At 53.2% G+C, this 15,439-nt stretch carries 15 protein-coding genes; 3 read left to right on the forward strand and 12 right to left on the reverse strand.

Translation table 11 applies throughout. The annotated features are described in order from the left end of the window. Window positions 1-95: 95 nt before the first annotated feature. Genes hemG through pepQ form a run of 4 tightly spaced genes read right to left on the reverse strand, consistent with a single transcriptional unit; the run spans window position 96 to window position 4,088 of the window. Window positions 96-641, reverse strand: a complete 546-nt coding sequence (hemG, locus tag FTE26_RS06635; RefSeq protein ID WP_000853969.1) for a menaquinone-dependent protoporphyrinogen IX dehydrogenase — start codon at window positions 639-641, stop codon at window positions 96-98. A gap of 11 nt (window positions 642-652) precedes the next feature. Beyond that, on the reverse strand, window positions 653-2,104 hold the full coding sequence (gene trkH, locus FTE26_RS06640; protein WP_000545677.1) for a Trk system potassium transporter TrkH: 1,452 nt from the start codon (window positions 2,102-2,104) through the stop codon (window positions 653-655). A gap of 38 nt (window positions 2,105-2,142) precedes the next feature. Beyond that, window positions 2,143-2,757, reverse strand: coding sequence for an IMPACT family protein (locus FTE26_RS06645; protein WP_001296979.1), 615 nt, complete (start codon window positions 2,755-2,757; stop codon window positions 2,143-2,145). Then, complete coding sequence (pepQ, locus tag FTE26_RS06650) at window positions 2,757-4,088, reverse strand: Xaa-Pro dipeptidase (protein ID WP_000444561.1); 1,332 nt, start codon at window positions 4,086-4,088, stop codon at window positions 2,757-2,759. Before pepQ ends, FTE26_RS06645 begins: the two co-directional genes overlap by 1 nt. 189 nt (window positions 4,089-4,277) lie before the next feature. Between pepQ and fadB the strand changes: the two genes are divergently transcribed. Then, the gene (gene fadB, locus FTE26_RS06655) at window positions 4,278-6,467 is read left to right on the forward strand and encodes a fatty acid oxidation complex subunit alpha FadB (RefSeq protein WP_000965894.1); all 2,190 of its coding nucleotides are present in this window, start codon (window positions 4,278-4,280) and stop codon (window positions 6,465-6,467) included. A 9-nt stretch (window positions 6,468-6,476) separates the two neighbouring features. Then, on the forward strand, window positions 6,477-7,640 hold the full coding sequence (gene fadA / locus FTE26_RS06660) for an acetyl-CoA C-acyltransferase FadA (protein ID WP_000438743.1): 1,164 nt from the start codon (window positions 6,477-6,479) through the stop codon (window positions 7,638-7,640). 191 nt (window positions 7,641-7,831) lie between these two features. Here fadA and fre read toward each other — a convergent pair whose 3' ends face one another. Both fre and ubiD read right to left on the reverse strand, forming a co-directional pair. After that, a complete protein-coding gene (gene fre / locus FTE26_RS06665; RefSeq protein WP_000209826.1) occupies window positions 7,832-8,533 on the reverse strand; it encodes an NAD(P)H-flavin reductase in 702 nt (233 codons plus the stop codon). Window positions 8,534-8,578: 45 nt separating this feature from the next. Then, entirely contained in the window at window positions 8,579-10,072 is a 1,494-nt protein-coding gene (gene ubiD, locus FTE26_RS06670; RefSeq protein ID WP_000339804.1) for a 4-hydroxy-3-polyprenylbenzoate decarboxylase, read from the reverse strand. 166 nt (window positions 10,073-10,238) lie between these two features. On the opposite strand from ubiD, the gene rfaH reads away from it, so the two are divergent. Then, window positions 10,239-10,727 carry a transcription/translation regulatory transformer protein RfaH gene (gene rfaH / locus FTE26_RS06675; protein ID WP_001192396.1) on the forward strand — a complete coding sequence of 163 codons (489 nt, stop codon included), beginning with the start codon at window positions 10,239-10,241 and terminating at the stop codon, window positions 10,725-10,727. Here the strand turns inward: rfaH and tatD are convergent. The 6 genes from tatD to ubiJ form a co-directional block, all read right to left on the reverse strand. Continuing rightward, window positions 10,724-11,506, reverse strand: coding sequence for a 3'-5' ssDNA/RNA exonuclease TatD (gene tatD, locus FTE26_RS06680; RefSeq protein ID WP_001296978.1), 783 nt, complete (start codon window positions 11,504-11,506; stop codon window positions 10,724-10,726). The genes rfaH and tatD overlap by 4 nt on opposite strands. A gap of 41 nt (window positions 11,507-11,547) precedes the next feature. Further along, window positions 11,548-12,324 (reverse strand): Sec-independent protein translocase subunit TatC, encoded by a 777-nt coding sequence (gene tatC / locus FTE26_RS06685; protein WP_000109943.1) that lies wholly within the window; start codon window positions 12,322-12,324, stop codon window positions 11,548-11,550. Between the two features lie 2 nt (window positions 12,325-12,326). After that, window positions 12,327-12,842, reverse strand: a complete 516-nt coding sequence (gene tatB / locus FTE26_RS06690; RefSeq protein ID WP_000459594.1) for a Sec-independent protein translocase protein TatB — start codon at window positions 12,840-12,842, stop codon at window positions 12,327-12,329. A 3-nt stretch (window positions 12,843-12,845) separates the two neighbouring features. Continuing rightward, complete coding sequence (gene tatA, locus FTE26_RS06695) at window positions 12,846-13,115, reverse strand: Sec-independent protein translocase subunit TatA (RefSeq protein ID WP_001295260.1); 270 nt, start codon at window positions 13,113-13,115, stop codon at window positions 12,846-12,848. Window positions 13,116-13,193: 78 nt separating this feature from the next. Continuing rightward, window positions 13,194-14,834 (reverse strand): ubiquinone biosynthesis regulatory protein kinase UbiB, encoded by a 1,641-nt coding sequence (gene ubiB / locus FTE26_RS06700; RefSeq protein ID WP_000187530.1) that lies wholly within the window; start codon window positions 14,832-14,834, stop codon window positions 13,194-13,196. Beyond that, window positions 14,831-15,436 (reverse strand): ubiquinone biosynthesis protein UbiJ, encoded by a 606-nt coding sequence (gene ubiJ / locus FTE26_RS06705; protein ID WP_001295259.1) that lies wholly within the window; start codon window positions 15,434-15,436, stop codon window positions 14,831-14,833. The genes ubiB and ubiJ overlap by 4 nt, the downstream gene beginning before the upstream one ends. Window positions 15,437-15,439 lie beyond the last annotated feature (3 nt).

The following is a 15,439-nucleotide window of genomic DNA, read 5'->3' on the forward strand; positions in this document are numbered from 1 at the left end:
CCGTGTCAGTGGTGGCGCATTATAGGGAGTTATTCCGGCCTGACAAGAGGAAATTTAAAATAATTTTCTGACCGCGCATTTTTTATTCTTTATGCTTATTTCAGCGTCGGTTTGTCGGTTAAATGGGCGATTTCTCGGGCGAAATTCGCCACCTGCTCCCAATCGGTATAGACAACTTCTTTGCGCGTATCCGTTTCACCGCCTGACATCTTCATAATTAGCTTGATCATAAAACGATCGTACCAGCGATAACGTGGGTAACGCAGCGCCCCGGCAATGACCGCGCAGTGATCGGGACGCCATTGCGAGTTCATCAGAAACTTCCGCGCGTAGCTGTTGGTCTGTGGAGTACGCTTCTCCGGTTTGCGCGCCACCAGGTTTACGGAATAAAAGGCGCTCGGCATCGAATTCAGTCGCGTCGCATGTTTTTTGACAAATTCCTGGAACGCAGAGTGGTAGTGACCATAGCGAATAGAAGCACCAATGACCACACGGTCATAATTTTCCCATTGTGGTTCTTCAATGCGGTGCACATTGGCGACATCCGTCTGGATCCCCAGTTCTTTCAGTTCCGAAGCCAGGTAGGAGGCAATCTCGCGCGTTTGTCCGTCCCTTGTTGAGAAAAGAATTAATGTTTTCACGTATTACTCCATCATTCACGCCAGAAAGTCGGGGTAAAGAGCACCAGCAATGTAAAGACCTCGAGACGACCAAACAGCATGTTGGCAATCAGGATCCATTTAGCCACCGGGTTCATACTGGTAAAGTTATCAGCAACCACGCCAAGCCCTGGCCCCAGGTTATTCAATGTCGCAACAACTGAGGCAAAGGCAGAAAAGTCATCCACGCCCGTGGCGATAATCGCCAGCATACTGACAATAAACACCAATGCATAGGCGGAGAAAAATCCCCAAACGGCTTCGAGGATACGTTCCGGCAGTGCGCGATTCCCCAGCTTAATGCTATAGACGGCGTTCGGATGCACCAGTCGTTTCAGCTCACGGTTCCCCTGCTTAAACAGCAGCAGGATGCGGATCACTTTCAGGCCACCGCCCGTTGACCCGGCGCAACCGCCGATAAAAGCTGAACATAAAAGCAGTACCGGCAAAAAGAGCGGCCAGCGGGCAATGCTGTCAGTCGTAAACCCGGCGGTTGTCGCCATCGATACCACCTGGAAAAACGCCTGGTTAATTGTCATCAGCGCCGAACTGTAGACATTATGAAACCACAGTACGAGGGTACAAATAACCACCAGCGTAAACTGTACGCCGATAAACATGCGAAATTCCGGATCGCGCCAATAAACCTTCAGACTACGCCCACTTAACAGTGAAAAGTGCAGACCGTAGTTACAGCCGGAGATCAGCAGGAAGATAGCAATGATAGTGTTAATAGTCGGGCTGTCGAAATAACCGATACTGGCATCATGTGTCGAGAAGCCGCCAATAGCGATAGTCGCAAAGCTATGGCCGATGGCATCAAAGGCATCCATTCCGGCAAACCACAACGCCAGCGCACAGGCGACGGTCAGCAAGACATAAATCAACCACAGGGTTTTCGCCGTTTCCGCAATTCGCGGGCGCATTTTGTTATCTTTCAGCGGGCCGGGCATTTCTGCGCGATAGAGCTGCATCCCACCCACGCCGAGGATAGGCAGTATCGCAACCGCTAACACGATGATCCCCATCCCGCCAAACCATTGCAGCATCTGGCGATAAAAGAGGATGGCATGAGGGAGCGAATCCAGCCCCACCAGCGTAGTGGCCCCGGTGGTGGTCAGGCCAGAGAAAGATTCAAAAAACGCATCGGTAATCGTGAGGTTCGGGCTTTCCGAGAAGATAAAAGGGAGCGCACCGACGCTACCCAGCACGGTCCAAAACAGCACCACTATCAGAAACCCCTCACGGGATTTCAGTTCGCCCTTCTCTTTGCGGTTCGGCCACCACAGCATAGAGCCAATGGCGAGGGCGACAAAAAAGGTCTGGGTAAAAGCGCGGCCCGCTCCATCCCGGTAGATGAGTGCTACCAGCCCAGGGATAATCATGGTCCCTGAAAATAAGATGACCAGTAGTCCAACGATTCGGGTAATGGCGCGAAAATGCATCTCTGCCGCTTCCTTAGTTCTGCAAAACGAAGTGGGGATTATTCTTCAATCGCTAACAATTGCAATGAACCACGGCTAAAATCCGCCAGCTTTGCGGAAAATTCAGCCACTTTCGCCGCCGGAAGCGCCACCCGCAGCAGAACGAATGCCTGATAATCACTGTTGATAATTTTGCCGTCACACTGCCCCAGCAACGCTTCAATGCCGGTTAACTGACTATATTCACATTGCAAAGTATATTCGGTTAATGGCGTCTTGCGTTGGGTCGTTAGCTGGCGCAGCGCCTGATTCACGCCGCCGCCATACGCTTTCACTAACCCACCGGTGCCAAGCAATATGCCGCCGTAGTAGCGCACTACCACAGCGGTAATTTCCCCGACGCCGCTGCCCATTAGCTGGGCGAGCATCGGTTTACCTGCCGTTCCCGCCGGCTCCCCGTCGTCAGAGAAACCCAGCTGTTGAGAATCATCCGGCGCACCCGCCACCCACGCCACGCAATGGTGGCGGGCATCGGGGTGTTCTGCCCGCACCGATTCAACAAACGCTTTCGCCGCCTCAACGCCATCGGTATGCGCCAACATCGTTATGAAGCGGCTTTTTTTGATCTCTTCAACGACCGTGACCGGTGCCGCAGGAATTAACCAGCTTTCCATCACGCCAGTTTCAGATCCCGGGTCATGTTTTCCACGTTGTTTTCGTGGATCACCACGTTGTCTTCGATACGAATGCCGCCGAACGGTTTCAGTGCTTCAATTTTCTGCCAGTTGAAGTGCTTGCTGAACTGCCCTTCACGCCACGGTGCCAGCAGCGATTCAATGAAGTAGATACCCGGTTCGATGGTTAACACCATGCCCGGCTGGAGAATACGGGTGCAGCGCAGGTACGGATATTTTGCCGGTGCCGCGAGGTGCGTACCGCTATCATCCTGCATAAAACCGGCTACGTCATGCACCTGCAGGCCCAGCGGATGGCCAATACCGTGCGGCATAAACGGTCCGGTGAGATCGTTTTCGACCATCGCTTCTTCACTCATATCGGTGATGATTTGATGTTTACGCAGCAGTTTGGCGATGCGCTGATGGAACTGGATGTGGTAATCCACATAGCTGACGCCTGCTTTCATGGTAGCGATCAGCGCCAGTTGTTCATCATTTACGTCTTTCACCAGCTGTGCGTAGTCGTTGTCACTTTTTGCCGACCAGGTACGGGTCAGGTCAGCCGCATAGCCGTTATATTCGGCCCCGGCATCCAGCAGGAAGCTGCGCATCTCTTCCGGTGCCTGGTGGTCCAGTTTGGTGTAATGCAACACCGCAGCGTGTTCGTTGAGCGCCACAATGTTGCTGTAAGGTACGTCGGTATCACGATGACCGGTCGCGGTCAGATAGGCAATGTTGATATCGAACTCGCTCATGCCAGAACGGAACGCTTCTTCTGCCGCGCGATGACCGTTGACCGCCATTTTCTGCGCTTCACGCATACAGGCCAGTTCGTACTCGGTTTTGAAGGAGCGGTAGTAATGCAGGTAGTCGATCACCCCTTTCGGGTTGATATTGCTGGCCTCAATACCCAGTTGCAGCGCACGTTCCGGCACCGGACCGATATAACCGATATTCCCGCGCGCAGCAGGCAGCAGGCTACCAATGCCATCGGCTTTCGGCAGCGCGATCACTTCCACGTCTTCAGTCCAGAAAGAGGTCGGCAGCGGTTCGACGTTGTGCCAGTAATCAACCGGCAGATAGAACCACAGTTTCGGCTTGTTCACGCCATCCACCAGCAGCCAGCAGTTTGGCACCTGAGTTACCGGCACCCACGCTTTGAATTGCGGGTTCACTTTAAACGGATAGGGATGATCGTCGAGAAAAACGTTGAACAGTTCGCCGGAGTGAATAAGTAACGCATCCAGCTTGAAGCGCGCCAGCGCATCGCGAGTCCGTTCCTGTAAGGTAGCTATATGATTTTTATAGAGTGAGGCCAGTGATTCCATTTTTTACCCTTCTGTTTTTTTGACCTTAAGTCTCCGCATCTTAGCACATCGTTCATCCAGAGCGTGATTTCTGCCGAGCGTGATCAGATCGGCATTTCTTTAATCTTTTATTTGCATATTTTTAACACAAAATACACACTTCGACTCATCTGGTACGACCAGATCACCTTGCGGATTCAGGAGACTGACATGCTTTACAAAGGCGACACCCTGTACCTTGACTGGCTGGAAGATGGCATTGCCGAACTGGTATTTGATGCCCCAGGTTCAGTTAATAAACTCGACACTGCGACCGTCGCCAGCCTCGGCGAGGCCATCGGCGTGCTGGAACAGCAATCAGATCTAAAAGGGCTGCTGCTGCGTTCGAACAAAGCAGCCTTTATCGTCGGTGCTGATATCACCGAATTTTTGTCCCTGTTCCTCGTTCCTGAAGAACAGTTAAGTCAGTGGCTGCACTTTGCCAATAGCGTGTTTAATCGCCTGGAAGATCTGCCGGTGCCGACCATTGCTGCCGCCAACGGCTATGCGCTGGGCGGTGGCTGCGAATGCGTGCTGGCGACCGATTATCGTCTGGCGACGCCGGATCTGCGCATCGGTCTGCCGGAAACCAAACTGGGCATCATGCCGGGCTTTGGCGGTTCTGTACGTATGCCACGTATGCTGGGCGCTGACAGTGCGCTGGAAATCATTGCCGCCGGTAAAGATGTCGGCGCGGATCAGGCGCTGAAAATCGGTCTGGTGGATGGCGTAGTCAAAGCAGAAAAACTGGTTGAAGGCGCAAAGGCGGTTTTACGCCAGGCCATTAACGGCGACCTCGACTGGAAAGCAAAACGTCAGCCGAAGCTGGAACCACTAAAACTGAGCAAGATTGAAGCCACCATGAGCTTCACCATCGCTAAAGGGATGGTCGCACAAACAGCGGGGAAACATTATCCGGCCCCCATCACCGCAGTAAAAACCATTGAAGCTGCGGCCCGTTTTGGTCGTGAAGAAGCCTTAAACCTGGAAAACAAAAGTTTTGTCCCGCTGGCGCATACCAACGAAGCCCGCGCACTGGTCGGCATTTTCCTTAACGATCAATATGTAAAAGGCAAAGCGAAGAAACTCACCAAAGACGTTGAAACCCCGAAACAGGCCGCGGTGCTGGGTGCAGGCATTATGGGCGGCGGCATCGCTTACCAGTCTGCGTGGAAAGGCGTGCCGGTTGTCATGAAAGATATCAACGACAAGTCGTTAACCCTCGGCATGACCGAAGCCGCGAAACTGCTGAACAAGCAGCTTGAGCGCGGCAAGATCGATGGTCTGAAACTGGCTGGCGTGATCTCCACAATCCACCCAACGCTCGACTACGCCGGGTTTGACCGCGTGGATGTTGTGGTAGAAGCGGTTGTCGAAAACCCGAAAGTGAAAAAAGCCGTACTGGCAGAAACCGAACAAAAAGTACGCCCGGATACCGTGCTGGCGTCTAACACTTCAACCATTCCTATCAGCGAACTGGCCAACGCGCTGGAACGCCCGGAAAACTTCTGCGGAATGCACTTTTTTAACCCGGTACACCGGATGCCGTTGGTAGAAATTATTCGCGGCGAGAAAAGCTCCGACGAAACCATCGCGAAAGTTGTCGCCTGGGCGAGCAAGATGGGCAAGACGCCGATTGTGGTTAACGACTGCCCCGGCTTCTTTGTTAACCGCGTGCTGTTCCCGTATTTCGCCGGTTTCAGCCAGCTGCTGCGCGACGGCGCGGATTTCCGCAAGATCGACAAAGTGATGGAAAAACAGTTTGGCTGGCCTATGGGTCCGGCATATCTGCTGGATGTCGTGGGCATTGATACCGCGCATCACGCTCAGGCTGTCATGGCAGCAGGCTTCCCGCAGCGGATGCAGAAAGATTACCGCGATGCCATCGACGCGCTGTTTGATGCCAACCGCTTTGGTCAGAAGAACGGCCTCGGTTTCTGGCGTTATAAAGAAGACAGCAAAGGTAAGCCGAAGAAAGAAGAAGACGCCGCCGTTGAAGACCTGCTGGCAGAAGTGAGCCAGCCGAAGCGCGATTTCAGCGAAGAAGAGATTATCGCCCGCATGATGATCCCGATGGTCAACGAAGTGGTGCGCTGTCTGGAGGAAGGCATTATCGCCACTCCGGCGGAAGCGGATATGGCGCTGGTCTACGGCCTGGGCTTCCCTCCGTTCCACGGCGGCGCGTTCCGCTGGCTGGACACCCTCGGTAGCGCAAAATACCTCGATATGGCACAGCAATATCAGCACCTCGGCCCGCTGTATGAAGTGCCGGAAGGTCTGCGTAATAAAGCGCGTCATAACGAACCGTACTATCCTCCGGTTGAGCCAGCCCGTCCGGTTGGCGACCTGAAAACGGCTTAAGGAGTCACAATGGAACAGGTTGTCATTGTCGATGCAATTCGCACCCCGATGGGCCGTTCGAAGGGCGGTGCTTTTCGTAACGTGCGTGCAGAAGATCTCTCCGCTCATTTAATGCGTAGCCTGCTGGCGCGTAACCCGGCGCTGGAAGCGGCGGCCCTCGACGATATTTACTGGGGTTGTGTGCAGCAGACGCTGGAGCAGGGTTTTAATATCGCCCGTAACGCGGCGCTGCTGGCAGAAGTACCACACTCTGTCCCGGCGGTGACCGTCAATCGCTTGTGTGGTTCATCCATGCAGGCATTGCATGACGCAGCACGAATGATCATGACTGGCGATGCGCAGGCATGTCTTGTCGGCGGCGTGGAGCATATGGGCCATGTGCCAATGAGCCACGGCGTCGATTTTCACCCCGGCCTGAGCCGCAATGTCGCCAAAGCGGCGGGCATGATGGGCTTAACGGCAGAAATGCTGGCGCGTATGCACGGTATCAGCCGTGAAATGCAGGATGCCTTTGCCGCGCGGTCACACGCCCGCGCCTGGGCCGCCACGCAGTCGGGTGCATTTAAAAATGAAATTATCCCGACCGGTGGTCACGATGCCGACGGCGTCCTGAAGCAGTTTAATTACGACGAAGTGATTCGCCCGGAAACCACCGTGGAAGCCCTAGCCACGCTGCGTCCGGCGTTTGATCCAGTAAGCGGTACGGTAACGGCGGGTACATCTTCTGCGCTTTCCGATGGCGCAGCTGCCATGCTGGTGATGAGTGAAAGCCGCGCCCATGAATTAGGTCTTAAGCCGCGCGCCCGCGTGCGTTCGATGGCGGTCGTTGGTTGTGACCCATCGATTATGGGTTACGGCCCGGTTCCGGCCTCGAAGCTGGCGCTGAAAAAAGCGGGGCTTTCTGTCAGTGATATCGGCGTGTTTGAAATGAATGAAGCCTTTGCCGCGCAGATCCTGCCATGTATTAAAGATCTGGGGCTAATGGAGCAGATTGACGAGAAGATCAACCTCAACGGTGGCGCGATCGCGCTGGGTCATCCGCTGGGCTGTTCCGGTGCGCGTATCAGCACCACGCTGCTAAATCTGATGGAGCGCAAAGACGTCCAGTTTGGTCTGGCGACGATGTGTATCGGTCTGGGTCAGGGTATTGCGACGGTGTTTGAGCGGGTTTAACCACTTGCCGGATGCGGCGTGAACGCCTTATCCGGTCTACCGATCCGGCACCAATGTAGGCCTGATAAGACGCGCCAGCGTCGCATCAGGCATCGTGTGCCGAATGCCGGATGCGACATAGATCTAAATGCCACTGAATAAAGTTTTAGTTGCCGTTCTTCCCGCCTGTCAGGGGCGGGTTTTTTTATATCTCAGATAAATGCAAACGCATCGCCAAACAGGCGATCTTCCCGCGCATTACGCTCACTGCAAAACAGATCGCGGGCAATTTTCGCCATCTCAAAACGTCCGGCAATATAGATATCATGCTCTGCCAGCGTACCGTGATCCTGCAATACCGCCGTTAACACGGTGCCAGTACGCCCACGCCAGCCCGCTTCCGGTTGTTCAACCACCGGCACCACTTGCAGACCAGGATGCTTCAACGAAAGCGCCTCAAGCTCGCAGAGATCATACAGATGCTGCTCTTCACGCCCGCCCCAGTAAATGGTGATATCACGGTTTGGGTTACGCGCCAACGCTGTCAGCAAAATCGAGCGGGCATAAGAGAACCCGGTGCCGCCCGCAATCAAAATCATCGGACGCTCTTCATCATCGCGCAGCCACGCTTCTCCGTGGGGAATATCGACCACGATTTGATGATCTTTGAGGATGCGGTCCATGACTGCTTTCGCGTAAAGGTTGATTTCAGAAGCGCCAATATGCAGCTCGATAAACCCTTTTTCATCCGGCGTCGAAGCCATTGAGAACGGACGTTTGTCGCGCTCATCCATCACTACCATCAAATACTGACCAGCGCGAAAAGAAAAGGCCGCATCTGGCACGATGCGGACACGATATACGGTATCCGTGATAGCTTCTACCGAGGTCACTTTACAGCTTAAGGTTGTCATGCGCTTTCTCTGTCGGATCGATAAATAGGGCAAAACAAACGCGCATCAGGCGCTTTTACCGTTGTTAAAAATAGCCAGTTCATCCCAGATGGCGTCAATATGCGCGACAACATCTGGATCTTTTTTGATGGGACGTCCCCATTCACGCTGGGTTTCCCCCGGCCATTTATTCGTGGCATCCAGCCCCATTTTTGAACCCAGCCCGGAGACAGGCGAGGCAAAATCCAGATAATCAATAGGCGTATTTTCTACCAGAACAGTATCCCGCGCCGGGTCCATACGGGTGGTAATCGCCCAAATCACATCGTTCCAGTCGCGTGCGTTGACGTCATCATCGCAAACGATCACAAATTTAGTGTACATAAACTGGCGTAAGAACGACCAGACGCCCATCATGACGCGCTTCGCGTGTCCGGCGTACTGTTTTTTGATCGTCACTACCGCCAGACGATAAGAACAGCCTTCCGGCGGCAGGTAAAAATCGACAATTTCCGGGAACTGTTTTTGCAGAATCGGCACAAACACTTCGTTCAGTGCGACACCCAGCACCGCGGGTTCATCCGGCGGACGACCAGTATAGGTGGAGTGGTAAATCGCATCTTCACGCTGGGTAATATGCGTCACGGTAAATACCGGGAAACTATCGACTTCGTTATAGTAACCGGTGTGGTCGCCATACGGCCCTTCCGGCGCCGTTTCACCTTGTTCGATATACCCTTCCAGCACAATCTCCGCACTGGCGGGCACTTCAAGGTCATTGGAGATACACTTCACCACTTCGGTCTTGGTACCGCGCAGCAATCCGGCAAACGCATACTCTGAAAGTGTATCCGGAACGGGGGTGACTGCACCGAGAATCGTGGCGGGATCGGCACCCAGCGCCACAGAAACCGGGAAACGTTCGCCCGGATGCGCCGCACACCACTCCTGATAATCCAGCGCGCCGCCGCGATGCGACAGCCAGCGCATAATCAGTTTGTTTTTACCAATCAGCTGCTGGCGATAAATGCCCAGATTCTGCCGCTCTTTATGCGGGCCGCGCGTCACTGTCAGCCCCCAGGTAATCAGCGGCGCGGCATCTTCCGGCCAGCAGGTCATAATGGGAATGCGATTGAGATCGACGTCATCGCCAGAGACGATTTTTTGTTGGCAGGGCGCACCACGCAGCCGCTTTGTCGGCATGTTCAATACTTGCTTAAACTGCGGCAGTTTATCAAACAGGTCGCGGAAACCTTTTGGCGGCTCCGGCTCTTTCAGAAACGCCAATAATTTACCAACTTCACGCAGCGCCGAAACATCTTCCTGCCCCATGCCCATCGCCACGCGCTTTGGCGTACCGAACAGGTTGCACAGCACCGGCATTGAGTAGCCTTTAGGGTTTTCGAACAACAGCGCAGGCCCACCGGCACGCAAAGTGCGGTCAGCAATTTCAGTGATTTCCAGATGCGGATCCACCGGGAGCGTGATACGTTTTAGCTCACCCTGCTGTTCAAGCAGCGTCAAGAAGTCGCGTAAATCGTTATATTTCATGGCGTCCATTGTAGCCTCTTAATCTACGCCCATTATACGGCGTTCATCTTTGCGATGCTGTAAATTTGTTAAATTAGCGTGAACTCTGACGGTATAACGCAAACCGGGGAATATAATTAACTTAGCGTAAAGCTTTTGCTATCCTTGCGCCCCGATTAAACGGATAAGAGTCATTATGCAATCCTGGTATTTACTGTACTGCAAGCGCGGGCAACTTCAACGTGCCCAGGAACACCTCGAAAGACAGGCTGTGAATTGCCTGGCACCGATGATCACCCTGGAAAAAATCGTGCGTGGAAAACGTACTGCAGTCAGTGAGCCATTGTTTCCCAACTACCTGTTTGTCGAATTTGATCCAGAAGTGATTCATACCACGACTATCAACGCGACCCGCGGTGTCAGCCACTTCGTGCGCTTTGGCGCGTCGCCAGCGATAGTCCCATCGGCGGTGATTCATCAGCTATCGGTATATAAACCGAAAGACATTGTCGATCCGGCAACCCCTTATCCGGGTGATAAGGTGATTATTACCGAAGGCGCGTTCGAAGGCTTTCAGGCCATTTTCACCGAACCCGATGGTGAGGCTCGCTCCATGCTATTGCTTAATCTTATTAATAAAGAGATTAAGCACAGTGTGAAGAACACCGAGTTCCGCAAACTCTAAAACGCAATCCCAAACAGTGTTTTGACATTGGCATCCGTGGTGGCAGCCAGCCATGCGGCATCTTCTCCACGCCAGTGCGCAATACGTTGCAAAATATGGGGCAGATGGGCTGGCTCGTTGCGCCGGGAGGATGGCTTTGGCGTGAGATCGCGCGGGAGCAGATACGGCGCATCAGTTTCGATCAGCAATTTCTCCGCCGGAATCAACGGCAACAATTCCCGCAGCTCCAGCCCGCGTCGTTCATCGCAAACCCAACCGGTAATGCCGATATAAATTCCACGCGCCACGCACGCCTGCATCTCTTCGCGTGTGCCGGTAAAGCAATGAAGAACCGCACCAGGCAGTTTATCCAGCCACGGCTCCAGCAATGTCATAAACCGCTCGTGGGCATCGCGACAGTGCATAAATACCGGCATGTTTAAATCTGCGGCAATGCGTAGCTGGGCAACAAAAGCGCGTTCCTGCTCTTCCGGCGTCGAAAAGTTGCGGTTAAAGTCGAGACCACATTCACCAATCGCCACCACTTCTGGCTGCGCGGCCAGCTCAATAATCGCTTCTTCAGTCGCAGCTTGCCACTGGCTGCTGTCGTGAGGATGTACGCCCGCCGTTGACCAACAGGACGAATACTGACGCGCCAGCTTTTGCGCCTGCTGGCTTTCACGCAGGTTAGTGCCGGTGATGAGTAGCCCATTAACTCCCGCGTCAAAAGCGCGCGCTACAACATCATCACGGTCTTTCGCAAATTGCGAACTGGTCAAATTAACGCCGATATCAAACATCCTGTACTCCATATGACAACCGCCCTGACGGGCGGTTGAATTTATTCTTCAGTTTTTTCGCTTTCTGCTTCAGCGTCGTTTTCCTCTTCCCGATTTCGCCCTTTACCAACGTAAAAGCGTGAGAAGAAGACACCGATTTCAAACAGACAGTACATCGGGATCGCCAACAGCGTTTGCGAGAAGACATCCGGCGGCGTCAGCAACATCCCGACAACGAATGCACCAACCAGCACATACGGGCGTTTTTTGCGTAAGTCTTCTGGCGAGGTAATCCCCATCCAGCACAGCAGCACAATTGCTACCGGCACTTCAAAGGAGACACCAAACGCCATAAACAGCGCCATAACGAAGCTTAAATAGCTGGCGATGTCGGTGGATACCTGCACCCCTTCCGGCGCGGTATTGGCAAGGAAGCCAAATGCCAGCGGAAAGACCACAAAGTAGGCGAATGCCATGCCGATATAAAACAGCAGAGAGCTGGAAACCAGCAGCGGCACCACCAGGCGACGTTCATGCTTATACAGCGCTGGGGCGATAAATGCCCACACCTGATAGAGAATCACCGGCGCTGACAGAATCAGCGACACCATAAAGGTCAGCTTGATCGGCGTAAAGAACGGCGAGGCCACGTCGGTGGCGATCATCGTTGAACCTTGCGGCAACTGCTTGATCAATGGCGCGGATACCAGGTGATAGATGTCATTGGCGAAATAGACCAGACACAGGAATATCACGATCACCGCGATAATGCAGTTCAGCAGACGCTTACGCAGCTCAATCAGATGCGTGATAAGCGGTTGAGTATCTTCTACAGACATGTTTACGGTTTATCACTCGACGAAGGGGAAGGTGCAGCGGTTTTCGGTTCAGCGTCCGCAGCAGGTTTTACCACCGGCTCTGGCGTGGTTTCTGGCTTCTGTTCCGGCGAACTGGCCTGCGTTTGTGCAGCGGCAGGCGTTACGCCCTCATGCGCAGCTTCATTATCTTTCACCACCGGGTTATGGATGGTGTGCGCTTCATCGCTCGCCTTTTCAGGATCGTTTGCAACGTAGGAACGCTTCATCGACTCCGCGGCCTGGCGTAGTTCATCCATCGACGCTTTCAGTTCGGGCGTCAGGTTAGTGAGGCTCGCCTTTTCAACCTTTTTCAGACTGTCCTGAAACTCCTGGAGTTTTAACTCCTGGGTCAGTTCGTTCTGCACCGTTGTCGCCAGTGAACGCAACGCGCGAATCCAGCCCGCTACCGTTTTTACCGCCACAGGCAGTCGTTGCGGCCCCAGAACGACGAGGCCGATGATGAACACCAATAGCAGTTCGCTAAAACCGATATCAAACACGGATTACACCTGCTCTTTATCGTGGCGCTTCGCGTCTTCTGTTTTAGCCTGTTCCTGATTCGTATCCGCCTGCTTATCGGCGATAGTTTTCGCAGTAAAATCAGCATCCTGACTGGTTTTATCCTGCTTTGGTTCATCATCGCTCATTGCTTTTTTAAAGCCTTTGATCGACGCACCAAGATCGGAACCGATGGAGCCGAGCTTTTTGGTGCCAAAAAGCAGTACAACGATGACGGCAATAATCAATAACTGCCAAATACTGATACCACCCATACATGTTCCTCTGTGGTAGATGATGATTAAACAAAGCCGCATTATACGTTACACGGCCCGCCTTGAGCGATGAAAAAATCAGCGTGTTTTGCGCCAACCGACAAACCAGGCGATCAGACCACCTGCCATTAACCAGCCGGGCATCAGCCCCCACTCAGGTCGGCTGACCAACAAGAATGTGCCACTTAATACTAACGTAGCGCCAATTCCGAGAAAATAACGCGATTGTCCCTGACGTACATGATTTGACTGAAGCTCGCGGGCAATCTTATCAACACTGTGCTGTAAATACTTGCCCTGGCGCAAACTGTCGTAAACCAATTCAGGCAGTTCTGGCATTTTTTCGACCCAGAACGGCGCTTTTTCTTTAAATGCTCTCACCAGCGCAGGAATACCGACCTGATCTTTAATCCACGACTCCAGGAAAGGCTTCGCTGTTTTCCATAAATCGAGCTGCGGATAAAGCTGGCGTCCTACCCCTTCGACATAGAGCAGGGTTTTCTGGAGTAACACCAGTTGCGGCTGCACTTCCATATTGAAGCGACGCGCCGTATTAAACAGATTTAACAGTACATGTCCAAACGAAATTTCGGCCAGCGGTTTCTCAAAGATAGGTTCACAGACCGTACGAATGGCAAATTCGAACTCTTCAACGTTGGTATCTGGTGGCACCCAGCCAGAATCGACGTGTAGCTCTGCCACTTTGCGATAGTCGCGATTAAAGAAGGCGATAAAGTTTTCTGCCAGATAGCGTTTATCTTCTTTGTTTAGCGAGCCAACAATCCCGCAATCAATGCCGATATATTTCGGGTTTTCCGGGTGTTCATAGCTTACGAAGATGTTGCCAGGGTGCATATCGGCATGGAAAAAGCTGTCGCGAAAGACCTGAGTGAAGAACACCTGCACGCCGCGTTCCGCCAGCAATTTCATGTTAGTGCCGTTTTTCTCCAGCGCCGCAACATCAGACACCGGAATGCCGTAAATGCGCTCCATCACCATCATCCCTTCACTACAATAGTCAGGGTAAACTTCCGGGATGTAGAGCATCGGGCTGTCTTCAAAATTGCGCCGAAGCTGAATGGCGTTGGCAGATTCCCGCAGCAAATTCAGTTCATCAATCAAGGTCTTTTCGTACTCGCGCACCACTTCGGTTGGGCGCAGACGGCGACCATCCGGCAGCAAACGCGGCACCCAGCGAGCCAGACGGTAGATAAGTTTCAGATCCGCTTTAATGACCGGCAAAATATCCGGGCGGATGACTTTAATCACCACCTCTTTACCATTCGATTTCAATCGCGCGGTATGAACCTGGGCGATAGAAGCAGAAGCCAGCGGCTTGATTTCAAAATCGTCAAACCACGCTTCTACCGGCAAGCCGCCCATTGCAGCTTCAATCTGCTGCTTCGCCAGCTTGCCATCAAACGGAGCAACTTTGTCCTGCAATAACGCCAGCTGATCGGCAATATGCGGTGGAAAAAGATCGCGGCGGGTTGATAACATTTGCCCGAACTTGATCCAAACCGGCCCCAGTTCTTGCAGGGCCAGTCGTAGTCGCTCACCTAAAAGTTTGTCTTTATGCCGATTTGGCATCCAGAATAATGAGTATCGCCATAGCCGTAGCGGCAGGGTGATACGCATTTTGGGGATCAGTTCATCAAGTCCGTAGCTTAAAAAAGTGCGAATGATGAAATATAGGCGCCGTACTTCACCTGGCGTCATTTAGCCTCCAGTTTTTCCAGCCGTTTGGTCAGGGCATCAACAGCACGCTCGACGGCAGCCGTCTCTTCCGCAAACCAGGCCACTTCAAGCGGACCGGGTGCCATACGCCACTCTTCAGTAATGGCTTCCGCCACATAACGTTGCTGGCGCTTAATGCCGTGATGCAGGAACTTTGCGCCTCCGCGCATGGCTTTGCTGATTCCTTCAGCGGCGATATCACCGGTATAAGGGGCCAGCAGTTCCGCAGGGTCGAACTCTGCCAGATCTGCCAGCGCAACGAAGTTTTGCACCACCTGAATATCGCCCTGCACTTCCAGCTCACCACTGCGAATCAGTGCGGTAAGCTGCTGGCGATCGCGAAGTTTCGGCAACACACTGGCGTAGGCGATAACGGTGCAGTCAGCATCGCCTGCCCATTCGCCCAGTACATCAACCTGGCGTTCGCTGAACACCAGAATCAATGACGTCGAAAAGCCTTTTACCTCCACGCGCAATACTTTACCCAGCAGACGCGAGCGGGCTGTTTTCAGCGCGGGTGAGCGATACAGGAAGGTGTTGAGCAGACTTTCAATTCCTGCCGTCACTAAAGGTTTAAAAGGCATTTC

The organism is Escherichia sp. S10b, assembly GCF_028421345.1.
GTDB lineage: Bacteria > Pseudomonadota > Gammaproteobacteria > Enterobacterales > Enterobacteriaceae > ECMA0423.